This window comes from Holdemania sp. 1001095H_141210_F2 (genome assembly GCF_015558105.1).
Taxonomy (GTDB): domain Bacteria; phylum Bacillota_I; class Bacilli_A; order Erysipelotrichales; family Erysipelotrichaceae; genus Holdemania.
Window position 1 is genome coordinate 82,694 of sequence record NZ_JADNPO010000010.1, and the last position, 24,737, is coordinate 107,430.

General features: G+C 47.7%; 21 protein-coding genes. 3 read left to right on the top strand and 18 right to left on the bottom strand.

The window, feature by feature from the left end:
• Positions 1–20 precede the first annotated feature (20 nt).
• From I2G61_RS08440 to I2G61_RS08490, 11 genes are all read right to left on the bottom strand, one after another.
• Complete coding sequence (locus I2G61_RS08440) at positions 21–518, bottom strand: PTS sugar transporter subunit IIB (RefSeq protein WP_072685449.1); 498 nt, start codon at positions 516–518, stop codon at positions 21–23.
• A gap of 63 nt (positions 519–581) precedes the next feature.
• Complete coding sequence (locus tag I2G61_RS08445) at positions 582–1,004, bottom strand: PTS sugar transporter subunit IIA (protein WP_072685448.1); 423 nt, start codon at positions 1,002–1,004, stop codon at positions 582–584.
• A complete protein-coding gene (locus I2G61_RS08450; RefSeq protein ID WP_072685447.1) occupies positions 1,001–2,107 on the bottom strand; it encodes an SIS domain-containing protein in 1,107 nt (368 codons plus the stop codon). The genes I2G61_RS08445 and I2G61_RS08450 overlap by 4 nt, the downstream gene beginning before the upstream one ends.
• Positions 2,108–2,571: 464 nt before the next feature.
• Positions 2,572–3,417, bottom strand: a complete 846-nt coding sequence (locus I2G61_RS08455; RefSeq protein ID WP_072685445.1) for a Nif3-like dinuclear metal center hexameric protein — start codon at positions 3,415–3,417, stop codon at positions 2,572–2,574.
• A 64-nt stretch (positions 3,418–3,481) separates the two neighbouring features.
• Positions 3,482–3,763, bottom strand: a complete 282-nt coding sequence (locus I2G61_RS08460) for a helix-turn-helix domain-containing protein (protein WP_072685444.1) — start codon at positions 3,761–3,763, stop codon at positions 3,482–3,484.
• A 314-nt stretch (positions 3,764–4,077) separates the two neighbouring features.
• On the bottom strand, positions 4,078–6,000 hold the full coding sequence (gene ftsH / locus I2G61_RS08465; RefSeq protein ID WP_072685443.1) for an ATP-dependent zinc metalloprotease FtsH: 1,923 nt from the start codon (positions 5,998–6,000) through the stop codon (positions 4,078–4,080).
• Positions 6,001–6,021: 21 nt separating this feature from the next.
• Positions 6,022–6,561: a hypoxanthine phosphoribosyltransferase gene (gene hpt, locus I2G61_RS08470; protein ID WP_072685442.1), complete on the bottom strand. Its 540-nt coding sequence runs from the start codon at positions 6,559–6,561 to the stop codon at positions 6,022–6,024.
• Between the two features lie 21 nt (positions 6,562–6,582).
• Positions 6,583–7,806 carry a tRNA lysidine(34) synthetase TilS gene (gene tilS, locus I2G61_RS08475; protein ID WP_195548140.1) on the bottom strand — a complete coding sequence of 408 codons (1,224 nt, stop codon included), beginning with the start codon at positions 7,804–7,806 and terminating at the stop codon, positions 6,583–6,585.
• Positions 7,807–7,955: 149 nt separating this feature from the next.
• Positions 7,956–9,686: a SpoIIE family protein phosphatase gene (locus tag I2G61_RS08480; RefSeq protein WP_072685440.1), complete on the bottom strand. Its 1,731-nt coding sequence runs from the start codon at positions 9,684–9,686 to the stop codon at positions 7,956–7,958.
• 241 nt (positions 9,687–9,927) lie between these two features.
• Positions 9,928–10,503, bottom strand: coding sequence for a hypothetical protein (locus I2G61_RS08485; RefSeq protein ID WP_229056704.1), 576 nt, complete (start codon positions 10,501–10,503; stop codon positions 9,928–9,930).
• Positions 10,504–10,820: 317 nt separating this feature from the next.
• Positions 10,821–12,227, bottom strand: coding sequence for an MATE family efflux transporter (locus tag I2G61_RS08490; RefSeq protein WP_229100717.1), 1,407 nt, complete (start codon positions 12,225–12,227; stop codon positions 10,821–10,823).
• Positions 12,228–12,334: 107 nt separating this feature from the next.
• Between I2G61_RS08490 and I2G61_RS08495 the strand changes: the two genes are divergently transcribed.
• A complete protein-coding gene (locus tag I2G61_RS08495) occupies positions 12,335–13,210 on the top strand; it encodes a LysR family transcriptional regulator (RefSeq protein ID WP_072685438.1) in 876 nt (291 codons plus the stop codon).
• 174 nt (positions 13,211–13,384) lie between these two features.
• Here I2G61_RS08495 and I2G61_RS08500 read toward each other — a convergent pair whose 3' ends face one another.
• The 4 genes from I2G61_RS08500 to I2G61_RS08515 form a co-directional block, all read right to left on the bottom strand.
• Positions 13,385–14,644 (bottom strand): undecaprenyl-phosphate alpha-N-acetylglucosaminyl 1-phosphate transferase, encoded by a 1,260-nt coding sequence (locus I2G61_RS08500; RefSeq protein ID WP_072685437.1) that lies wholly within the window; start codon positions 14,642–14,644, stop codon positions 13,385–13,387.
• 59 nt (positions 14,645–14,703) lie between these two features.
• Positions 14,704–15,693, bottom strand: a complete 990-nt coding sequence (locus tag I2G61_RS08505; RefSeq protein WP_006057934.1) for a rod shape-determining protein — start codon at positions 15,691–15,693, stop codon at positions 14,704–14,706.
• 136 nt (positions 15,694–15,829) lie between these two features.
• Positions 15,830–16,468 carry a M23 family metallopeptidase gene (locus tag I2G61_RS08510; protein WP_006057935.1) on the bottom strand — a complete coding sequence of 213 codons (639 nt, stop codon included), beginning with the start codon at positions 16,466–16,468 and terminating at the stop codon, positions 15,830–15,832.
• 42 nt (positions 16,469–16,510) lie between these two features.
• Positions 16,511–16,711 (bottom strand): DUF1146 family protein, encoded by a 201-nt coding sequence (locus tag I2G61_RS08515; protein ID WP_072685436.1) that lies wholly within the window; start codon positions 16,709–16,711, stop codon positions 16,511–16,513.
• Positions 16,712–17,045: 334 nt separating this feature from the next.
• Between I2G61_RS08515 and I2G61_RS08520 the strand changes: the two genes are divergently transcribed.
• Together I2G61_RS08520 and I2G61_RS16720 are read left to right on the top strand one after the other, a co-directional pair.
• A complete protein-coding gene (locus tag I2G61_RS08520; protein ID WP_072685435.1) occupies positions 17,046–17,531 on the top strand; it encodes a hypothetical protein in 486 nt (161 codons plus the stop codon).
• A gap of 295 nt (positions 17,532–17,826) precedes the next feature.
• A complete protein-coding gene (locus tag I2G61_RS16720; protein ID WP_072685434.1) occupies positions 17,827–18,843 on the top strand; it encodes an Ig-like domain-containing protein in 1,017 nt (338 codons plus the stop codon).
• Positions 18,844–19,100: 257 nt separating this feature from the next.
• Here I2G61_RS16720 and I2G61_RS08530 read toward each other — a convergent pair whose 3' ends face one another.
• From I2G61_RS08530 to I2G61_RS08540, 3 genes are all read right to left on the bottom strand, one after another.
• Entirely contained in the window at positions 19,101–20,582 is a 1,482-nt protein-coding gene (locus I2G61_RS08530) for a M56 family metallopeptidase (RefSeq protein ID WP_072685433.1), read from the bottom strand.
• Positions 20,583–20,592: 10 nt separating this feature from the next.
• Positions 20,593–20,946, bottom strand: a complete 354-nt coding sequence (locus I2G61_RS08535; RefSeq protein ID WP_006057941.1) for a BlaI/MecI/CopY family transcriptional regulator — start codon at positions 20,944–20,946, stop codon at positions 20,593–20,595.
• Between the two features lie 382 nt (positions 20,947–21,328).
• A complete protein-coding gene (locus I2G61_RS08540; protein WP_195548141.1) occupies positions 21,329–24,625 on the bottom strand; it encodes a DEAD/DEAH box helicase family protein in 3,297 nt (1,098 codons plus the stop codon).
• Between the last annotated feature and the right edge of the window lie 112 nt (positions 24,626–24,737).

Below are 24,737 nucleotides of genomic sequence, written 5' to 3' on the forward strand. Positions count from 1 at the left end.
TTTGCCCTCCTTATAATTTTTTATTTGGCAAATATTTTTTCAATGTCTTTGAAGTTCATGCGGTCCTGAGACGGTGTGATCTGCGCAAAGACTTCCACACCGGCGTCGGCCATTTTCTTGGCGCATTCAAATTCCTTCTGCGTCATGAAGACCTGCGGCAGCGTCGGAATGTAGTCTTCGCCCGGCTTCTTGTTGACGCCGGCCGTGCCGATGTTGAGCTTGGCGATCCCCTTGACGCGTTCCCAGATGTAGCAGGCATCCTCGACGGTTTCCGTGACCAGGAATATTTTTTTCCGGTCGTTGATCGGATTGTTCAGCGCCTTGATCGAATCATCGCGGGTCTTGATGATCAGTTTGACGCCCGCCGGTTTGGCCAGTTTCATCGTCGCGGCCTTAAAGCTGTCCCCTGCCGCTTCGTCGTTGGCTACCAGAATCGTTTCCGGCTTGATCGCGGAAGTCCAGGACACAGCCACCATGCCGTGAATTAACCGGTCGTCCGCTCTGACTAAAATAATCATAAAATCCTCCTTTCCTTTTTATAACGCCTGATTCAGTTCAGGTCATTACCTCAATGATTTTGTTTACAGCTCGTCGTCCTCGGTTAGATCTGCTTCTTCAGCTTCAGCGTTCAGCGTGTTCATGCACATCATTTCCGCTCTTGCACACTCGACGATCTGCGCGGCCAGCTCCGGTGTAATGTCTTCGCTCTGATAAACCATTTCCAGCACTAACGGAAAGTTGACGCCTGTGACCAGCACAAACGGGATTTCCCGCATCAGCTTCGCAGCGATCTGATTCACGCTGCCTCCGGCCAGGTCGGTCAGAATGACAAGGTTGCCCGGTTCCATTGCCGCCAGCTTGGCACGCAGTGCTTTTTCAAATTCATTATCCTCGACATAGGCGTTGATATAATGAATGTTAGCGGCGTCGCTGTTGAAGAAATGAATCGCGTTGGCCAGCCCTTCGGCGAGCGTGGAATGAGTGGCGATCAGAAATTGATTCATGCTTGTTCCTCCGGTTTCTTATGAGCGAACGCCCGGCGTTTCGGCGGATAGACGCTGGTGTCGTAGCCGATTTCCTCACAATTACGGGCCGCCATCAGCTGGAAGGGAACAACGAAGGCCAGCGGACTCAAGTCGGGCGCGATCGGACTGCGGAAATGCAGATCCTTCGGATTTGTTGCTTGTTGATCGGCATAAAAGACAAAGACGTGCTCGGTCACTTCATTCTCCCGGATCCAGTCCAGAAACAGTGGAATCCGCGTGCGTTCAACTTCATTGCTTGCGATGAAATACAGGTAGGTTTGATCGTCGAACGCCATCTGCGGCCCGTGGATCAGTTCCTCCAATTCATAGGCGCTCAGCGGCTTGTGGAAGGTTTCATACATTTTCAGAACGCCTTCCAGCGCGGTTGGATAATTTGTTCCATAAGCGGCGATATGCCCCTTTTTCATGTCCAGCAGCTCCGGCTGATTGCGGTCGATCCATTGCTGGACTTCTTCGATCAACGCATCGAAATGCTCGAGCATCGTTTCCGCTTCCTGCAGTTTCTGCTCGCTTTGCGCTTTCTCCAGCTGTCCCAGCGCCGAGGCAATTTCAACAGCCCACAGATAACCGGTCAGCAGCGTGATGATGTAGCCTCGGGTTTCGATCGGGATTTCTTCCTTGCCGCAGGTTAACGGCACGACGACGTCGACCTCGCGGGTGATCAGGCTGGACAACGCTTCCGTCAGCGCAACGGTAAAGTAGCCCGCATTTTTAGCTTTGCGCATCGCCTCCACCGTGGAAACGCTGGTGCCTGACTGACTGATGCCGACGACCAGAATCTGATGCGGCTGATAGATCTCATTGTTATTGATCTGCGTATAATTCGTAAATACCGTCGGAATCACGACTTCCGCTTCCACCTTCAGGTATTTTTCAAACCAGTTCTTAAAGCTCAGCGCCGCATGATAGCTTGTTCCTGAACCCAGAAAATAAACTTTCCGGATATCTTGATTCAGGAACAATTCAATCATCGGATTGACGAAACAGGCTCTTTCGGCAAACGACTGACGAAGTGCCCGGCCTTGATCCAGAATATATCCAGCCATCGTCGGTTTTTCCATTTTTCTCCTCCTGTATAATCATGTTTTTGTTTATTGTATATACATAATATATTTCGTGAATACGCTTACGTCAAGATAAATTTGTAGATTTTTGTAGGATTTTCTTTTTGAGTTGGAATGAAAGCATCGTAAATCAGTGACTTTGTAATCATTTATTGCTTTATTATGTTATTTATTTTCGCTTTCTCTCTTTGTCTTTCGCCCTCTCTCTCGCCTTACGCCTAGCACTATATATGTATAATCATTCAATAATATGACTATATTTTTATCTCTTATATTTTTTACATTCAGTTCCCCCGTTGTTTTGACGCAGGAATTTTTCAGAGCAATGGGGATCAGAAAACTGATCTTCGATACAATAAAAAAAGCCAGCTGTCGTTTAACAACTGACTTTGATTCCTTCTGTTTAAGCTTATCCGGCGGCATCTGAACACCTTTGCCCCTTAAGAAAATTATGCCATCGTTTAAGCAGTCATGAATTCATACATATCGCCGGACTGGATATAACGGCACGGAACGGCTTCGCCCAGCGCTTTTGGGATATAGCTGACCATGTATTCCATTCCCGGTTCCTCCGTATTAAAATGGCCGACTGCCAGAATCGCTTTCGGCATCCCCAGCATCGCACTGTCGCGGATGTATTCGCTGACGGTAAAATCGATCAGTTCCATCGAGATCAACAAGTCGATATTTTCCTGATCAATCCGGGTGATCATATCGTTGTCGCCGCCCAGGATGTGACTGGCAATCGCGACTTTCCTGACCTTCGCCTCGGTGTTTCCCAGCATTTTCAATCCGGTCAGATGGAATTTCTCCATGATCAGGCGTCCAATTTCCTTAACCGGCGTTTCCGGTATCTCAAAAACCATCGGGCGGACCGGATCGCAGCATAAATATTTTTCCCAGCCTAAAGTGACCATAACGCCATGAAAAATCCCGTCTACATAGCCGCCGTTCATCGGAATCCCGGAATGGATATAATCATGATCCCGCCAGACGACGATGCCGGTTTCATCCAGCAGCTGCTTTTTTGCCAGAAAGGTTTTATTCCGAGCTTCGTCCAGCCAGTCGGTATGATCGCCGTGATTCCAGAACAGCGCTTCATGACTGATGATCAGATTGGCGCCGCTGGCGCTGGCCTTGCGGATGACGTCGACTGAAGCATAACACGTCGTCACGATGCCGGTACATTCCTGATCCGGATTTCCGTAAAGGATCTGATCCCGGGTTACCGCGTCGTCAATCGGTTTGCCATTGGCGATTCCGCGATGATACTGTTTCATTTTCTGTATGACTTCACTAATTTTCATAACAAACCTCCTGTTTGTATTGTAACCCCTTTTTCCGGCTTTTTCTATGCCTGAATCGCCCGTTTTATCCCTCGGAATCCTTCGGCTTCGACAAAGAGGCGCATCCGGATTCGGAAAATTCATAATCATTGATTTCAGGGAAATCCAGAAATTCCGCCAAAGTCATATCAAAAGCACAGGCAATGCGGAAAATTGTTGCCATACCTGGATTTTTATACATTCCCTCTACGATCCGCGTCAACGTCCGCTCGTTAATCTTCGCTTTTTTCCCCAAAATCTCCACTGAGATGTGTTTAAGCCTGCATAGTTCCTGTATCCGTTTCGCTAAAATTTGATTGTATTCCATAGTTATTCCTGCCTTACTTCATAGCCTGCATGTCCATCGTTTATTCTGTTTTTTCAGGTTATTGTCAATTTGAGAAGGTTGCAATAAACTCTGAACTTCTTAATTATAATCGATTCCCGGTCCAATAAACCATACCTGATTTCCAACTTGCTTCGATTCCAACGCTTCGGCAGCCTTGTTCTGTATTCCAAATCTGGAATATGATCCTCTTCCCCTAAGCCAGAATCATTTCAAAACGATCCGCTGTATAACAGATCATACGCTCATCCTTTGCAAACAAGAAAAGATGGCCGCATAGACCACCTTTTGTTAACTTATTCAGCTTCCGCTTCCGGACGTGAATTTTCCGGCGTTTCCGCAATCGTGGACGCAGATTCCGCCGATTCCGTGGCAGCTGCCGCTTTCATCTCCGGTGTCGGCAGATCCAAAAACGGTTCGCCTTTAATGATCTTATCAATCTGTTCGGCAGTCAGCGTTTCATTTTCAATCAGCGCTTCCGCGATTTTGATCAGTTCATCTCTGTGCTCCAGAATAATCTTCTTGGCTTCATCATGGCACTGGTCGATGATCTTGCGAATCTCCTGATCAATTTCAAACGCAACCTGTCCGGATACGTTGCTCGCCGAGTTGTAATCGCGGCCCAAAAAGACGTTCTGCTGACCATGATCATACTGAACCGGGCCGAGATCGCTCATGCCGTACAGCGTGACCATATCCCGCGCCATCTTCGTCGCCTGCTCGATATCGTTCACCGCACCGGTTGTGATATCGTCAAAGAACACTTCTTCCGCGACGCGGCCGCCCATGTAGCCGGTGATCGCCGACATCAGGTCGTTCTTCGTGTTCATGATCTTTTCTTCCTTCGGCGTCATCAGGTTGTAGCCCCCGGCGGTGCCGCGCGGAATGATCGTTACTTTCTGAACAATATTGGAGTTTTCCAGATTCAGGCCGACGATCGCATGGCCGGATTCATGGTAAGCCACCAGTTTCTTGGATTTTTCATCATATTTTCTGGACTTTTTGGCCGGGCCCATCATGACGCGGTCAATCGCTTCGTCCAGATTGTGCATGTGGATCAGATCGCTGTTTTCCCGCACCGCCAGAATCGCGGCCTCGTTCAGCACGTTTTCCAGATCCGCGCCGGAAAAGCCCGGCGTCCGCTTCGCTAAAGCGTCCAGATCAATTTCCGGAGCCAGCTTCTTGTTGCGGGCATGGACTTCCAGAATGGCCTTACGGCCTCTGCGATCCGGCAGAGAAACGGTAATCTGACGGTCAAAACGGCCCGGCCGCAACAGCGCCGGATCGAGGACGTCGGGCCGGTTGGTCGCCGCAATCACGACGATACCGGCATTGTCCGTAATGCCGTCCATCTCGACTAACAGCTGGTTTAATGTCTGTTCCCGTTCATCATGACCGCCGCCTAAACCCGCGCCGCGCTGGCGGCCGACCGCATCGATTTCATCAATGAAGATCATACACGGGGCTGTCTGCTGCGCTTTTTTAAACATGTCGCGGACACGGCTCGCGCCGACGCCGACGAACATTTCAACGAAATCCGAGCCGGAAATCGAATAGAACGGAACGTCTGCTTCACCCGCAACCGCCTTCGCCAATAATGTTTTACCAGTACCTGGCGAGCCGACCATCAGGATGCCCTTCGGAATCCGCGCGCCCATCTTGGCAAACTTCTTCGGCGATTTCAGGTAGTCGATAATTTCCGCCATTTCCTGTTTTTCTTCATCGCACCCGGCGACGTCGTCAAAGCGAACCTTGATGTTGCCTTCCAGCCGGGCCCGGGATTTTGAGAATTCAAAGGCCTTGTTATTGCCGCCGCCGTTCATCTTGGAAATCAGGAAAAACGCCATCGCACCGAAAATCACAAACGGAATCAACGATAAGATCGTATCTAAAAACAGATTCGATTCGTTCATGTCGCTGACCTTGACGTCGGCAGCTTCCAGCGCGCTCATCAGCGCGTCGACTTCGGTTTCCGAGCGCGGCACAGAAGCGGTAAAGCCGACCTTCTTGCCGTCCTGTTCAAAAACACCCTTGATTTTAATCACATTGTCGCCGACCGTCACTGCGCTTTCGGTGACTTTCTGTTCTTCAACTAACTTTTGAAACTCGTTGTAGGTCAGATTCTGTGTCGCAGTCCCGGTATTCATGTTCATCAAACTGAACAGCGCCAGGATCACAATCAGATACGGAACAAAATTGATCCAACGATTATTACGCATTGTATCACTCCTTCGCTAGCGTTACTTGTAGCATTCTTCTTTCAGGACACCGACAAAAGGGAAATTGCGGTACTTCTGATTGAAGTCCAGTCCAAATCCGACTACGAATTCGTTTGGAATTTCAAAGCCGGTATAATCCGCCTCAATATCGACAACCCGGCGGTCCGGCTTATCGAGCAGCGTGACGACGCGGACAGTCCGCGCCCCTTTGTTTTTCAGCATCGTCTTGACCGTTTTTAACGTTCTGCCGGTATCGACGATGTCTTCGACCAACAGGATGTCCAGATTTTTGACAGAGCAGTCCAGATCCTTGATAATCTTGATATCGCCGATCGACTCTGTTCCCTCATAGCTGGAAACGTCCATAAAATCAAACTGAATGTCCAGATCAATGTGCTTGATCAATTCTGCCAAAAAAGGGACGGATCCCTTCAGCAGCGCGACTAACAGCGGTGGTTGTTCATTGTTTTTGTACTCTTGGGTAATTTGTTGTCCCAACTCTTTGCAGCGAGCTACAATTTCTTCTTCATTAAGTAAAACTTTTTCTAAACACGGATGCATAGCCAAACCTCCAGAATATCCCTATTTTATCACAAAACAAGTTGGATTGTTAGAGTAATGTGCGACATTACAGCCTATTTTCGGGACCAGAATGATCTCGCCGCGGCAGTTGACGACAACCGGCCAGCGCCGGCGCTGATCCGGCAGGATCTTCCTGTCGATAAACCACCGGTTTAAGCGTTTTGTGCCGAATCGGAGCTGAATCGCGTCTTGGGGACGGGGATTGCGGATCGTGATCGGAAAGTCTTCCTGATAGAGTGTGACCGCTTCCGTGGATTCTCCGTTCTCCGCGATCCTGAAATACGGCGTCGCGAACAATTCTATTTTATCCAGAACATAACAATAAGATACCTCATCTGTGAAGTCAAGTGAAAAGAATCCGTAAGCCGCCTGAAACCGGCGGTCTTTACTGAAACTCACGTCGAAATTCCCGTTTTTCTGCTTCAGCGCTTTGATCAGCTCGATGAGAAAGGCTTCTGAAGGCGGAACCACGCCCTGTTCCTGCATCCACGCACGCAGAAAAATTCGTTGTTCCGCTTCGCTCAGCGTGAGAAATATTTCCTGGGAAATGACTGGATCCGCGGGATTCAGCTTCGCTTTGACAGCTTCCTTCTTTTTCTGACGATTGCGGTTGCGCACTTTCAGTTTTCTGACTTCACTCCGCTTTTGCGCTTCGCTGAGTTCCGCCAGTTCATGATGACGCAGCTGATTGCGGCGGTAATCGTCGCTCAGATTGGATTCGTCGATCCCATAGGCAATTTTATGCCGGCCGCAGTATTCCTGCAGCTGCCGCTTCGTCCAGCTTAACAACGGCCGGACGACGACCACGCCCAGCACCCGGCCTTCTTCCCGGATGCCCAGCACTTCGCACTGCCTTCCAGACTCCTGCTGAAGCAGCGCCGTTTCCAGAAAATCGTCCAGATGCTGAGCAATCAGAACACCTGCCGCCGCTTCCTGATCGGCCAGCCGCGCAAAGAAGGCATACCGCGCCTCGCGCGCCCAGGCTTGAAAGTTTCCGGACGTTTCCTTGACCGGATCCAGCGAATAAAACGGGATCGCATAGCTGCGGCAATACGCTTCAACGATCTGTTGATCGCGGTCAGCAGTCGGCCGATGATGATAATTCACATGGGCGCACACAACGCTCACACGATGTCGGCGGCACAAATCCAGAAGCGCCATCGAATCCGGCCCCCCGGAAACACCCACGATCCACTTTTTTTCCGCCAGTTGATTCCACCGCATCGTACCGCCTCCTTCCGCTTGAATCCTGGTTTTATTTATTGAACCACAGAAGTATTCCGTTGCCAAGCGATTCGCCTGCGACAATCCCGGATTATTGTATAAATTCAGGCTTTTTTCTGTTTTGAAGTCCAAAATGTGAAAAACCCGCGTCAGCGCTTGCTGACACGGGCGATTAACACGGTCACGTCGTCGGCGCAGCCGGTTTCCTCCATCGCACGCAGACCGGTTTCAATCCGCTGCAGAATCTGATCCGGATCGCCGCCGCGGATCCACTGATCGAGCACTTGTTTTTCCACGCCGTCGCTGCTCATCACAAAGCAATCCTGATCCTGACAGTCAATTTGAAAGCAATCCGTTTCGATTTCCTGAATGATCCCGATCGGCAGTGATTCGCCGCTGATTTCCATGATCTGATCCTCCCGGATCAGATACGTCGGACACGCCCCGGACTTACTCAGGAATGCCTGATGGCGGCGTTGGTCATAACACAGGAAATCCAAGGTTGCGAACAACTCCCGCTGATCGGCATGAAGCAGGGCATTAATGCTTTGCACCGCCGCTTCCACCGGCAGCTTGGCGCTCAGCATCCGCTGCAGCACCTGCGTGACAAATTGGGAACTGCGGGCCGCCTGGGGGCCGCAGCCCATCCCGTCGCTGATCGTACAGATCGTTGTCTGACCGTTGCGGAACACCGCGCTGGTATCGCCGGAAACCTCAGGATCCTTCTTTAAAGTAAATAATCGTGTTTTCAATGTTGAAGGCTGAGAGGTCGACAACTCCAGCCGGCTGCCGGTATAGAAAATCCGGTTGCGCTGAAACCGCGTCACCTTCAGATCCGGGTCGACGACCATGTGGATCAGAGGCAGGACGACTTCCTCCAATTCGCTGTGCGACAGCTGGGAGAAGTCGATCACTACCTGCAGCGGACCTTCCTCCCATTGCTGAACATGGACGCGCTTGACTTCAAAGTGATACCCTTCCAACAGATTCACCAGTTTATCGCTCAGCGCTTCGTCATCCACGACGCTTTGCTTCATCTGCATCGCCACGGTATCCAGTGCATCGGCCATCCCTTCCAGAATCCGCGACTGACTTGGGTGAATCGGTTTGAAATAATCGGCGATCAAATCAAAGATATGCGAAAACTGCGATAGCTGGTGCAGTAAAGTCCGCTTGCGGCCTTCGATCCGCTGACCGTTCAGCGTCTGTTTTTCCTCGCTCACCCAGCGCTGCGTGATCTGCGAGGCCGGGAACTGCTGCGCCGCCAGAAAGATCACGATCGCTGAAGCCAGCGACCAGGCTGGCTGCCGGGTCCAGATTAACGGCACCATCCAGCCTAAGAAGCGCAGCCAGCCCATATCCTGCCGCAGGATGTTCAACAATAACAACGCCGCGCACCAGACCGGCGTATGACTGCCGATGGGAAAACAGAATAACAAGCCTAAACACAACGCCAGATATTCACGCACCGGCATCGTCATGGCCAGACATGCCATCACCAGCACCGACGCCATCCATGCGCCTTCCAATGGAAAGATGGTCATGATCGGATAGATCAGACTGCTTCCGAGAATTCCCAGCATCATCATGCTGAGCTTGAATTCCGTGTCGATCCACATCCAGTCCGACTGGGTGAAGCGGCAGATCAGAACCCCCGCCCCCGCCGCGGCCAACCCCTGCGCGAAGGCCGTTCCGGTCGCCAGACTGGCCAGCAGGACGTTCAGACCGCAGATCATTGGAAACCACGCGAATAAATTCTGCCGCAAAAGCTGGATCAGACAAATCAGCAGCAGGAAGAAGACCAGCAGCAGTAATTGACAGTAAAATCCGGCAAAGCCAGAGAAACAGCTGCCAGCCAGCGTGCCGATTGCCGCCGCCATTCCCTCCCTGCGGTTGCGCTGATAGAAAAAGGCCAGTCCGGGATAAAGAAACACTGCGGATCGAAATGAAAGCGCAGTGAAGAAAAAACTGAAAACTAAAAACCCATCGCTCCTATGAAACTTCCGGAGCCATGCCGTAGACTTCTTTAGGGTCAGCTGACTCATGTTTTTCACCTTCTTAAGGCTATTGTAAGAAAGCTTCGCTGAAAACCCTGTCGAATCTTCCAGTTCTTTTCAATTTCTAAAGCATCAGGCATTCTTTGACGCGGTTGACAATATGACGGAACAGCGCGCTGTTTTCAGGGATCGTCGCTTTGACGTCTATAATCCGGGCGGTATTGATGTATTTGCAGTCGTTCAGAAACAGCACCGACTCTTTCTTCATGCCTTCGATCAGACCAATCCGCATCAGATGCCGGCGGCCGTTCGGACATTCGATCGGATCATACGCCATTTTATAGGTTACCGGATTGGACGTCATCGGCACGACGAACGCTTTGCCATTGCAGAAGGACAGGATCACGCCGAAGTGCTGAAAACCCGCTTCATTCAGATACGCCTGGCCAAAGTCGATGTAACAGATATCACCGATCTTCGCTTTCACGCCCAGCTGGACACAGCTGCGGGCATCCTTGCGGTTGAGCCAGTTCGCTTCGCTGACCAGATGGCAATGCGCCTGCCGGACCGACAGCGCGGAAAATTCTTCTTCCTTTAATGAGAGATACGCTCCCCACTGTTCCTTGAGCGAAGGATCTTCACTGTAAATCGGCGACAAATTCAAAGCCGGACGTTCAAGCATCAGGTTGTTTTTCATCATTCTTCACCTTCCTGATTATAATGTTGCCCGATTTCACATTTTGCCTGCTTTCTTCTCGGTTTGCGAGAATACTTTTTTTCTGCATACGAATTTCCCTGCCTGCCGCTCACAAGTATTGCAGAAAAATTAATTCAACCTCATCCGGTTCCAAAAGAAAAACCTGACTTCCGATCCAATCCCCTTTACCGGCGGCAACGCAAATCCAGAAAGCGTTCACCACCGATGCGGGATTGAATCATTGCATCAGGTTTCCATCTTGACCCAATGGATCAAAAATCAGAATATACAGCGTTATTTCAGATCTGGCTCAGTTTGGATCATGCTTCACTTTCGATCCATTCCGCCGCCGTTTCTTCGGCCGGCATTTCCGGCTGGATCGCTTCCTGCGGGATATCGAAGCGCTGCTGCTTCACCGCACGGTAGAAGGACACCGACATTGTGGCTGCGATCAGCCAGCCAACCGGCCAGGACAGCCAGATTCCGGTTAAGCCCAGCCCCAGAACCGTTGAGAAAAGACCAGCGCAGACGACGCGGATAACCAGATCCGTCAACGTCGCCGTCATAAACAGCTTCATCCGATTCACTCCGCGCAGCACTCCATCCGCGATCAGCTTCACCGCGATCACCAGATAGAACGGCGAAACGATGCGCAAGAACATCACGCCGGCGGATAAGGCCGCCTGATTGCCGTCGGTGATAAACAAGCCGACAAACGCCGGACCGGCCGCCAGATACAGCCCCGCGAACACCAGCGCGATCATCCCCGCCAGTTTGATTCCAGCCGAAAGTCCCGCTTCAATCCGTTCCGGGATTCCGGCCCCGGCATTCTGCGCCGTATAATTGGACATCCCGTTGCCGATCGCCGTAATCGAAGTGATCGTCATATTATTCAGCTTCACCGCCGCGGAATAGCCGCCCACCGCCGCCATGCCAAAGCCGTTGATCATGCTTTGAATCATGATATTGCCAACGGAAATAAAGCCCTGTTGTAAGATACTCGGCACCGCGATCAGCGTCAGCTCTCTCAGACAAACAGTGGAAAACAGCGGCGCCTTTCCGCTTTCCGGAAGACTTTGCAGCCGTTTCAACACGACGGTCAACGCCGCGGCCGCCGCAACGCCCTGACAAAGAAACGTCGCCCATGCTACGCCAGCCACGCCCATGTTCAGCTGCGCGACAAACAGAATATCGACAAACACATTCGTAACGGAAGACACCGCCAGGAAATAAAACGGCGTCCGCGAATCACCCAGCGCTGAAAAAATCCCCGTCGCAATGTTGTAAATTAAAAGAAACAGGAAGCCGCCCAGATAAATTAACAGATATTCTAACGAATCCCCGAAGATTTCCGCCGGCGTCTGAATCAGCTTCAACAGGAAGTCCGCGCCGATCAAGCCCAGCCCGGTCAGCGCCAGTCCGATCACCGTGCTGGTGATCAGCGAGGTCGTCACCGCCGTCTTCAGCCGGTTATAATTTTTCGATCCGAAGTGCCGCGCTACAACGACTGACGTGCCGATATTGCAGCCAAACGCAAACGCGATATAAATCAATGTAATTTCATAGGAATTTCCCACGGCCGCCAAGGCCGACGTACCGATCCAGCGGCCGGCCACAAAGCTGTCGGCAATGTTGTAAAGCTGTTGGAAAATAATACTCCCGAAAAGGGGAAGCGAATATTTCCACAGCACAACCGCCGGTTTCCCTACGGTTAAATCCTTATTCATAAAAAACCCCCTATCAGACTTTCCAAGTATAGCACCGTTCATGTATAATAAGTAATAGTTAATATTGATCGAATTAATAACAAACCGTTATGAAAGGAGGAAGAATTATGGAGTTAACCCAGCTACGCTATTTTGCCGCCGTGGCCGAGCTTCAGCACGTGACCCGGGCTGCAGAACGGATGCACGTCGCACAACCGGCGATCACCAAATCAATTCACCGGTTGGAGGATGAACTCGGCATTCCCCTGGTTGCCTCGCGCGGCCGCAACATCGTGCTGACGGACTATGGCCGTGCGCTTTACGGTATGCTTCGCGAACCTCTGTCAGCTTTAGATCAGATCCCCGAGCAGATGCGGCAGCTGGCTCAGCGCAGTGCCTGCACGCTGCACATCAATGTCCTGGCGGCTTCCCGGGCTGTGACGGACGCCGTGATCGCCTACAAACATGATCATTCGGAAATCTTGTTTTCCATCATGCAGAATGAACTGACGCAAATTTGTGATTTATCCGTCGATACGCTGACAGAACTGCCGGCGGTTTCGCACCAAGTGGACAATTCCGTTTCTTTCCGGGAACCGATTCTGCTTGCGGTTCCTTCTGCCTCCCTTTACAGCAGGCTGAGCTCCATTGATTTAAAAGAGTTAAAGGAAGAAGGCTTTATCTGTCTGGCCGGAAACCGGAAATTCCGGAAGATCTGCGATCAATTCTGTCAGGCGGCAGGCTTTCAGCCGAAAATTATCTTTGAAAGCGACAGCCCGGCAACGGTGCGCAATCTGATCGGGGCAGGCAGCGGCATCGGTTTCTGGCCCGAACATACCTGGGGAGCCATCGGCGAAGACGTGAAGCTGATTCCGATAGCCAGTCCGCAATGTGCCCGCGAATTAAGAATCTCCCTGCATCCGCAGGACAGCGCCCGGACAGCTCTGATTCATCCGTTTTATCATTATCTCATTCATTATTTCGAAGCGTTGTTTGAAGCTTAACGAAAATGGCTGACGGCTAACAGTCTTTCTTGTCTTTCTTCTGCCTTTCTTTAGCCTTTCTTCTGCCTTTCTTCTGTCTTTCCCCACCGTAAAAAAAACAGTTTTTATGCATTTAAAAACACGGAATTCATGAAGTTCGCAAACCCTTCCAATTCCGTGTCTTTTTTATTTCTTTTATTTCAGGTCTTCGTTCTTCTCGGAATCTGCTTCATTTTCATCCGATGGCTCTTCCTCTTTCGAGGCTTTCGTCTTTGCCGGCCCCTTCTCTTCCTGATCCTTTGCTTCCGTATGCTCCGCATCGGACTCTGTTTCACTCAGGATTTCGCTGGCGTCGCTCGGATCTGTTTCCTCGACTAACGCCTTCTTCTTCGGATGTCCCGTCAGGCGCCGGCACAGTCCCAATAACGGATGCCACTTTGGATTGATCATTTCGGTCGCTTCCACAAAGATCTCGGCCACAATCGTCAGCAACACAAGCATGATCATGCCCCATTGTTCATTAAAATAGCTCAAGACGGCACAGCCGCCAAACAGCGCCGTCACCAGATACAGCACCAGCACGGTGTTGCGGTGTCCCAGTTTCAGCTTATACATTAAGATGTGATGCAAATGCGAGCGGTCTGCCTGCATGATCCCCTTGCCGCTCAGCTTCCGCCGCACCATTGCGATCAGCGTGTCGGAAATCGGAACGAACAGAATGATCACCGGGAAGCCCAGCGTGATGAACGTCGTCGTCTTAAACCCCAGCAGCGACAGACAGGCCAGCGTGAATCCGAGGAACAACGCCCCGCAGTCGCCCTGGAAGATCGACGCCGGATGGAAATTGTACGGCAGAAATCCGGCGATCGCACCCGCCAGGATCAAGGAGATCACCGGAATATCCCGGCGTCCCATAAAGAAACCGATGAAGCCGATCGTGCAGACGACGATAAAGCAGATGCCTGCCGATAAGCCGTCCAGCCCGTCGATCAGGTTGATCGCGTTGGTCACGCCGACAATCCAGATAAACGAAACAAGAAAGGAAAACGGCATCATATTGATCTCAATGCCAAACGGCAGGGTGATCGACGTCAGGCCGATGCCGCCGACCAGAATCGCGATCAGCGCCCCGGCGACTTCAAACAACAGTTTTTTTAATGGCGACAAATTGATCATGTCGTCGAGCAAGCCGCCCAAAAAGACCACCGAGCCTCCGATCAGGATCCCGTTGATGGTCGAGTCGGCCTTCAAAAAACAGGCCATTGAAATCATAAAGGCGACGAAAACGGCCAGACCGCCCATCTGCACTATCTTTCCGTGATGAACCGTTCGGTTGTTTTCCACTGCGTACACCTTTAAGGCGAATCCGATGCGCTTGGCAATCGGTACGCAGATCAGAGAAATCACAAACGGCAGCGCAAAGAACGGAAAGGCGCCTTCAATCAAATGCAGCATTGAAAGTACCCCCAGACTACGATAAAGAAATATCGCTGAATCAGCGATATTGTTGGTTACTAGCGAACAAGATGCAGATTTTCAAGCATGACGCCCGTGCCTTCCGCCACGCAGGACAGCGCGTTTTCAGCGACATACACCGGAACGTTCAGCTCGTTGATCAGCAGCTGATCGATCCCCTGCAGCAGCGCGCCGCCGCCGGTTAAGACTACGCCGCGGCTGACGATATCCGCACTCAATTCCGGAGGTGTCTGTTCCAGAACTGTACGGCAGGCCCGGACGACGTCCTGCAGGCTTTCGCGCATGGCCAGTTCTGTTTCTTCCGAATTCAGCGTGATCGTGTGCGGCAGACCGGTGACCAGGTCACGCCCACTGACGTCCATCGAATCGCTGCGGCTGCCTCTCCAGGCCGTGCCGATGCGCTTCTTGATTTCTTCCGCAGTGCGGTCGCCGATCAAGAGCTTATAGCTTTCCTTCACATATTTGATCAGATCGCGGTCGAGCTTATCGCCCGCAATCTTTAAGGACGTGCTGGTGACGATTTCACCCAGGGAAAGAATCGCAACGTCGGTCGTTCCGCCGCCGATATCCAGAACCATCGAGCCTGTCGGCTTGGCGATATCCAGACCCGCACCGATCGCCGCAACCTTTGGTTCCTCTTCGATGTAAACGCGCTTGGCGCCGCAGCGGTAAGCCGCGTCCCGGATCGCGTTGCGTTCGACGGACGTGATGTTCGACGGGCAGCAGATCAGAATCGTCGGACGGGAGAACATTCCCTTGAGTTTCAGTTTGCGGATAAAATGCTCAAGCATCAGCTCGGTGACTTCAAAATCGGCGATGACGCCATCCTTTAACGGACGGATCGCGCTGACGCGGCCCGGGGTTCTGCCCAGCATTTCCTTCGCGTCCTGGCCGACAGCCAGGCACTTCTTCGTTTCTGCATCTAATGAAACAACGGAAGGCTCGTTCAACACGATGCCCTCTCCTTTAACGTAAATTAATGTATTCGCGGTACCTAAGTCGATACCTACTTCTTTGGTAAACAACATAAACCAACCTCCGCATCTCGTGTAAACACAAACATTATAACACAACTCCTTAAAATAACACCAGAATTAATGAATTTGTAACTATTTCAAGGGCTATCGCAGCGCGTACCTGTCAGAAAAAAACAGCACCGAAGTGCTATTTTATTTCAGCCGGCTTCATGCCGATGACCGTTGCCGGATCAATCAGCTTACCGTCCTTCTGCACCACGACATGAAGATGGATTCCCAGATCCTTGTTATAGATGTTTTCGCCTGCCAGGCCAAGGACATCGTTCTGATTGACAACCTGATCTTTTTTCACCGATACCTGGGATAAGCTCTGATAGGTAATTTCCAGATCTTCCCCGGTTTTCACCGTGACGCTCTTGCCGAACATCGCGTCTTCTTTGACTTCCGTCACCGTTCCGCCAAGCATCGCCGTGGCCTCGAAGACTTTGCCGTCATACGCGTAATCGAGTCCCTGATTCGGACGATACACGCCTTCAAATTCCGTAACGGCCTGACTGAGCACGTCTTCGCTTTTTGTTTTATCGAAGAAATGCAGGACTTCCTTGGCGTTGATCGCAAACGGCGCGGCGACGGTTTCGTCTGCCGGCAGTACGACCGGGATATGCAGGGAAGCCACGGCGTCCGGCTGATTGACCGGAAGGACGGGTTTGTTGTTGAATAAAGTGGAATTGGCAATGAAGAAACCGGAGATCAGAATCAGAATCATCGTCATCAGGATCACGGCGGTTGCTTTGCCTTTGGTACTTTTCTTTTCGTACATATACATGGATTTCACCTCTAGTGGTGAGTATGTCCATGTCCTTTTTGTTTATACATGGATCTTGATGACGAGATTGAGTAAAAACTGCGCCGCTAACAAAGCGATGCACATCGCGGTCAGAATATACAGCAGCTGGGCCTGCACGACACGCCCTTTGCGGATCAGTTTTTCATAGTTCAGGGCCTGCATGGCGTACAGTGCCAGCGCAAAACAGGCCAGATGCACAACGACACGAACGATCGCTTCCATAAGATCCTTCCTTTCCCTCTTTGCCGCTTCCGCTTATTTCCAGCGGACAAAATCCATTTTCCCTAGGCGGCAGCGGACAGCCTTGTTTCGTTCATCATACTGGATTAAGAGGCTGGCTGTCAAACGTTACTTTTATCTCTGGTTTCCTTGCCGGCATAAAAAGGTAAGTGATTCATACCGGCCCATTACAATTTTCTTACGTTTCGCCGGTCTTCTTCCTTCACATCGTTTTTCCTTATATAATAGAGATAACCGGAATCTTCACAAGGCAATGATACGCCGCTGCTGAAAATCCAGAGCTGGCGCAATGGCCTGATTCAGTAAAGGAGAGCTTATGAAAAAAGATCGCTTCTATAATATTCTGTTTCCCATCTGGTTCTTTTTGTTTATTCCTTCCACCTGGCTTTTCCTGATCACATTCCTTGGGAACGCCGCGATTGATTCGCTGGTGTTGGCCCTGGGCTGCAAAATGAATCATAAGTCTTTCGTTTCAGCCTGGAAAAAGAGCTTTCCTGGGATCTTTGCGTTTGGTTATCTGGCCGATTTCATCGGCGCCGCAATATTGCTTATCCTCTCCACCGTTTTGAGCGATCCGTTTCCCTACGCAATGCAGTTTAATCCATTTTCCAACTTTGCCGGATTTCTGCTTGTTGCGCTGATAGTGGCGACAGCAGGGGCTCTGATTTATTTTTTCAACCTCAAAATCAGTTTCCGCAAGCTGGACTGGTCGCTCAGTGAGAAGCGCAAAGCGGCGTTGGTTCTGGCGGTTTTGACGGCGCCGTATTTGTTCTTATTTCCTTCGATTCTGCTTTACCGATAAAATGATAAATGATTATCAAAGAATGAAAATCACATCAAAAAATTGAACCGCGGGTTTTCCGATATCACATCAGGCAATATGCCTGTTTTTTATTCTTTTCAGCTTGCTGATTTATTTTTGACATCCTTTCATCAGTCCTCTTTCTGAGCCTTGATCACACTAATGAAACAACTTTCTTCCTGTTTTACAAAACGAGGACTCATTTACTCTGCTTCTTTCAAATTAATTAGAGTAACGAATGTTTAATGATATAATAAATTTATATTCCAGGCCGTTATGAAAGGAGTTCATTTTCATGAAAAAGAAATCATCGCCAGGCCCCGTCCTTTTACGTTGCTTTACCGGAATTCTCGCTGCATTCATCGCCTTGATAGCTCTGGCCAACTTTATTTCCGGAGGTGGATTATTCGCAACAGTCCTGTTCATTTTCGCAGCTTTGTTCATTGCCCCGATCAAATCCATCGCAGAAATAAAGAAGAAATACAGAGTCAAGCCCAGTCTGACTGTTGTTCTTATGCTTCTTTTGTTCTTTTCAGGGATCTTATTTTCCAATGTTCCTTCCGCAGATAAACCGGCCGCCGCTGCCACACCTGCCGCTACAGTTGAGGCAACTCAGGAACCCGATGCTCTTGCGGTCAACGATTTCAATGAATCGCAGAAAGAAGAAAAAAACGTTTCAAACGGAGCAGAAAAGGAGCAGGAACAGAAAGCTGGAGAGAGTTCTCCAACTTCATCCACTTCGCCCGCTGCAAGTCCGCTCCCTTCGCCAACGCCTTCACCGGCAGTCAAGTCTACCCCGATTCCAACTCCCGCGCCTACGCCGGAACCGGCACAGTCTCCTCAAACCCTCTTATTATACGCAAATACTTCTTATTATAGCAACGCCTGGCAAATCAAAATCGGAGATACTGTCAGCACCTATGTTCAGTATGGTTCAAGCGGCGGGAATACACCTTCTTATTTAAACTATTATTCTGATAATGAAGAAATTGCAACGGTCGATTCTCAAGGCAATGTCAATGGCGTCGCTGCAGGGACAACCAAAATTCATGTTGAAGGTGATGGATTGGAAGATTATATTACCGTTGCCGTCAGCGAAAAACAAATTGTCCTGGAATCGGAATCCTCAAGTCAGCAAGGATATCAAAGTGAGGGTGCGGATTATGTATTAAATACAAATACAATGAAATTTCACTATCCAAGCTGCCGCCACGTCAAAACCATAAAAAGCAGTAATCGTTGGGATTATCATGGTGATCGAGAAGAAGTGATCAACATGGGCTATATCCCATGCAAGACATGCAAACCTTAAAACTTAACTTATTGACTTGTGTCGATAGACTGCGAAATTCATCTTTCTAAAATCATGATAAAAACCAGAATGCCTGTTGCTTCCAAATAATGATACGGACTTTGTATCCTTGTCATTGTACGTATCAATCTGCATTCTGGTTTTCTTTTATCTTATCCTTTTATCTTATCCTTTTCTTAAAATTAATCAGCGTAAAAACTCCGATGTAAAACTTTTTCTTTCCTGTCCCAAAGTGTCCTTTCTGAATCAGAGACAAGTTAATCTTGAACCCTGTAGATTTTCAGATCAACGATCTGGCCGTGGTCATCGCGTTCAATATAGACGTCGACCTGACCATCGCTCTGCATTGAGTATCGGCCGGCCATTTTGTCCTCCATCACTCTGACCTTTTTTCCCTGGTAAGTATAGCCTTCGTGGTCATAGATCAGCTCATGTTCCTGATATTCCTGATCCAGTATCTCATCGCTTAAGTTGAGATAAGCGGCAATATGGAAGGCCCGCGGCTCGGCGTGAAATTCGGCAACCAGCGCGGCTGCGGCTTTTTCTCTCAAGACGTTCAGGCCATCCTGCGGATTCTGGCGCAATACCTGGATCAAGGCTTGATCGGCACGGCTGCGGATTTCCTGCGTCGATGGCAGATTGAGATCCCGCGTCAGTTCCGCTTCCAACATAAAGCGGGAGTCCGCGCTGGAACACATGGACGACAGCTCTGAGGAAAACGGGGTTTGGGCTGCCGCCGCGGTGATCATGGTAAAGCTGACCAACAGGCCCAGACAACTGACTGTCATAATTTTCTTCAACGGTTTATAGGCAGCGATGCTGCGGACCCGGCGTTCCACTTCATTGCGGCTGAATGCACAGTAGTTCCAGGCAAATTTCAGACGTTTGCGCGACATCTGAATCAGCGCCCGGGCATAGCTTTGACGCTGCTGGATATCCAGGATCGTCAGCACCGTTTCGTCGCACGCTTCCTCAAGATCCCGGCTGATCCAGTTGACCATCAGCCAGACCAGCGGATTAAACCAGTGGATACAGAGCGCAAGCAATGCGGCCAGCTTCATCAGGTTATCCCGGCGGCGGATATGCGCGCATTCGTGAAGCAGGATGTTCCGCAGCAGTTCCGAATCCCGGAAATCCAGGCTCGCGGGCAGGAAAATCAGTGGACGCAGCACGCCGGAAACCAGCGGGCCTTCAATCTGATCGTTGAGATATACTTCCGCCCGCACATTTCGTTCTTCCAGAATGGAGCTGACTCGTTCATCGTCTTCAATCAAAATACTATCGTCAAATTTGCGGCGCGTCTGGGTATAGCGCCAGAATAAAAATCCTCCCAAAAGCAGCGTTCCGGCAATGCGAATTGTTACCCAATTCCATTGAAATGCCGGAAGCGCTGACTGCGCGACTTCGTTAGTCGTTGTATAAGCAATTTGCCGATCCTTGGTTACGCTTGTTTCCGCAGTCTGACCGGCAGTCCCGGCTTGTACGATCACATCTGCGCTTTCCGCAAACCGTTCAAAGAATACCGGCAGCTTCCAGTCAGGCAGTGAAGTCAGATTGAACGGCGTCGATAATGAAAAGGGAAGAAGCAGACGAATCAGGACGCAGATCCATAAAAGCGGAAACAACCGTTTCGGCAGAAACCGTCCGAATATTTTTTTGAGCAGCACCACGATGACGATCATTCCGCCCCCGACCAAACTCATCAGCACCAGCGGCATATTCATTTTAACAATCCACATGATTTTTTCCTCATTTCATCTTTTCGATCAGCTTCAGAAGTTCGTCGGCTTTTTCATCGCTGAGTCCCTTATTCTTTAAGAAGGAAGAAAAGAACAGCTCGTCGCTTCCACCGAACATTTTATTGATCAGCTCCGCGGTTTCCTCTTTCTGAACCTCTTCCCGGCGGACTAACGCCTCACATTGAAAGTTGGGTTCCGTGCGCAAAACCGCGCCCTTATCCACACATTTTTTGATCACGGTATACGTCGTATTCTTATTCCAGCCGATACTCTGGCCCAGCTCATCGGCAATTTCCTTCGCCGGTGTTTTGCCTTTCCGCCATAAGACGTCCATGATTTTTAATTCAGAATCGAATAATTTCATCCTGTCCTCCTTTCAGACTACTTCAATAGTCTTCTTGTTAAATAAAGACTACTACAATAGTCCATTAATGTCAAGACGATTTGAGTAGTCTGATCTGTTTTACTGGAATTATCTTTTCTTAATTTCAAAAAAATTCTACATCTCAATTTTATATGCTGTTAATAGCTTAAAGTGAATTGAAAAACAATATTCCCGTTCCGGCATAACTTATCAAATTTTTTAAATTTATCTGATATCGAAATCTACGAACAAAAGAATAGCAATTATCTAATAAAATCATTTACTCTGAGAATCAAAATCCCAAATAGTTTAAAAGCTGGGCAGCAATTTATCCCAGCTTTAATGATATAACGCATTCTTACTTAGACCTAGAACTTGCATCTCAGGATAAAGCATTAGAATTGATTCTTTTAATAACATTCTGAATTCCATTTAACATGTTTAAATCATTACCAAACAATTCAAGGATCGTACCTTTATCTGTAAACGGTGTATGTTTAAGCACTTCTGGATCCTTTAGCATACCGTTTCTTACAATATATTCAATAATCTGATTGACAAAATAAATCTGATTACTATTCAGCTCCGCATCATCCAGATATTCCGCAAACGCCCCTTTCGCGGCATTCATATCCAAGCCTACAATTTCTCTGACAAATTCACCTAATGGTTTATCTCCGAACTCTGAATAATAGTCTTGTTGCGTTCCCAATTCAATCCAAAGAATGTATTCTAAATCCTTTAGATCCTTGGAATTTAGAGGTTCATTGGACTTGAGTTTTATGATGGCTGGATTGTCTTGTTGATGCTGCTTAATATAATATTCAATCTTCGCTTTATAATTTTCCAAGTTAGTTTGATTAAGTTCTGACTCATGCCATTCTATAGAAAGAATATCATCTTCAAAATTAGTATCATATTTACTTATTTTTCCTTTTGGCAAGTATTTCATAAGACTTCTAAGTTTTTCTCTGATTTCCTCAAACTCATTAATTCCGCTATTGTCCAAATAATCTGTATGCAGGATTTTGTTGATTAAGTCTGAATGAACCTGAATTTCCGGAATGTTGGCTACGTTGGAAATTTCTTTAACCTTATTAGTTAAATCTCTATACCCTTTCATATACCGATTATTCATTAGATACGCTAACTCGATCTGATACATTAAAGCATCAAATCGCACTGCGCTGATCTCATCTTCATCAGGTTGAATCAGCGGTGTAAGCTCATTTTTAACCATTGAACAATCATCAGAGGTCAAAGTTACATAATTTTCTGGATTCGAGTAAAAATCAACAAATTTAAGATGTTGGCGCACATCAAATTTGGAACGATCCAATTCTTTTACCTTTGCCACCAATTCATCAACTAAAGTACTTCTCCACACTTTTAATTCCTCTGTCTGATAAGCCATAGCTTGAAGTTTCCACACAATTTCAAATTTCAAGTTAAAGATCGCTCCTTGAATAGCGGTTATATTCGCAGAAGCTTTCCCTTTATTCATTCTGAAAAATTCAAAATTACCACAAAAATCGAAAATATAAAATTCTTTTTTATCTTCCCCATCCAGCAGTCCAGGACATAAACGGGTTCCACGTCCAATCATTTGCCAGAATTTTGCCTTGCTCATTACCTTTTTGAAGAAAACAAGATTTACTACTTCAGGCACGTCAATCCCCGTGTCCAACATATCTACAGATATTGCTATCTGAGGAAGCTTATTAGCATCCGAAAACTCATCAATCGCAGTTTGTGCATAATTGATATAATTGTCAATTACTTTTGCATATCCCTTTAACTGTGGATATTCTTTATTAAAAATTTCGTATATTTTTTCCGCATGATTGTGATTTTTAGCAAATATAATTGTTTTTCCTATTTTCTGGCCATAATCAATTTTAATTCCATAATGAAATAGGGTTCTCAAAACTTTCTTTATAGTATCCTCATTAAACACCCACTCATTTAACGCTTCAGGACTAATCCTTTCTGGAAAATTTCCATTCTCATCCGTAAAGGTATTTTCGTATTCTTCTTTTTCTTCGTCGCTCAATTGATCCCAGCTAATTCCATCAACAATAAATTTCAAATCTGTTTCTACTGATAAGTAATCGACTAAATACCCATCTTTTACAGCTTGAGCTAATTCATATCCAAAAGTCGGAACATGGTTTTCAAGTTCAAAAATTCCATACGTGTTTTTATCAATTTCATCTTTTGGCGTTGCGGTCAAGCCCACTAACGGTGCATCAAAATACGTGAATATATCCTTATATTTATTATAGATGGATCTATGAGCTTCATCGCATATGATTAAATCGAAATGCCCGCAAGTGAAAAGTTTTTTGCCCTCTTCTTTAATTGAATCGATACAGCCCATCATCGTTTGATAGGTAGAGAAAACCGCATGTGCGTTATAATTATCTTTCTCCTCAACCAGATTCGTCGCTGACAATTCTGGAAGCAAATTAACAAAACTTCTTTTTGCTTGAATAACTAAAGAATTACGGTCTGCTAAAAACAGAATGTTTTTTACCCATCCGTTTTTTAATAATACATCGACAAGTCCGATAACAACTCTTGTCTTACCTGAACCAGTTGCCATGACCAGTAGTGCTTTTCTTCTATTTCTGGCATCGAAAGCTTCGCAAACTGCTTTAATCGCATTTTCCTGGTAATAACGCCCAGCAATCTCCTTATTGATATCAATATACTTCAAATGCGATTTCATCTTCTGCAAGTTGAAATGTTTTTCCAAATCTCGCTTAGAATAAATAGATGAAACTTTTCTTTCCGGATATTGATTATCTATAATTCGGGTATCAAAACCATTCGTCAGAAAAATAACGGGTCTTACATGATATTGTTTTTCTATTAAATCAGCATATAAAGAGGCTTGCTGCCTTCCTTGAGAAACATCAACACATGTTTTTTTCGCTTCAATAATCGCTAATGGTTTATGCGCATCATCAAATAAAACATAATCAGCATAACCAACATTCGACTTATTTGGCATTCCTGTTAACTCTACTTCATTCAGCCAATCTTTGCCTTCTGTCCATCCAGCATCAATTAACATGGCATCAATATATAGCTTCCTTGTTTTGAACTCAGATAAATCCAAAGGCCTGGCAACATAGGTATCCTGTTGTTGAATTCTGCGCTCACTTAATTCAGCTTTTAAGGCTTTATTTTCTTCAATCAGAGTCTGTAATTCAATATCTTGTACTTTATTATCGGGTTCACTTATCTTTTGAGTTTCTAATAAGCTTTCATCATAATCTCTCTGTTCATAATTTTCGCCATAGCAGTAAGCAATAAAGTCAATAAAGTAGAAAAGGTTACACAAACATATTTTAGCTATGTTTTCACTTTTCTTATCTGTGGTATGGGCTGCTTTATTACCATATCTGCGAATGAATTCTAATCGATTCCACAAATCAGTCCCCACGATATCCCTAAAAGCATCAGTATTCATCAAGCTATGTAGATTATCCTGATAGGGAACTTTCAATTCTCGATCAACGGAATACATCCATTTAATTGCCGCTTCCATCGCTCGTCGGCAGTTAAAAATACATGAGCTAACATCGATATTGAATGTTTTTTCTGCGACAACCGCAATATCTACAAAGCTATCAAAATCTTTTTCGTCTTTCAAATAATCGAAGTTAGTCATAAATTCCCTCCGTTCTAACCTAATTATACACTTACATTCACTTATGTGGAGCGACATATTTTGATTTATCGCTCTGACGAGCGAAGTCTGCAAACTTTTTCTGGAGGGACAA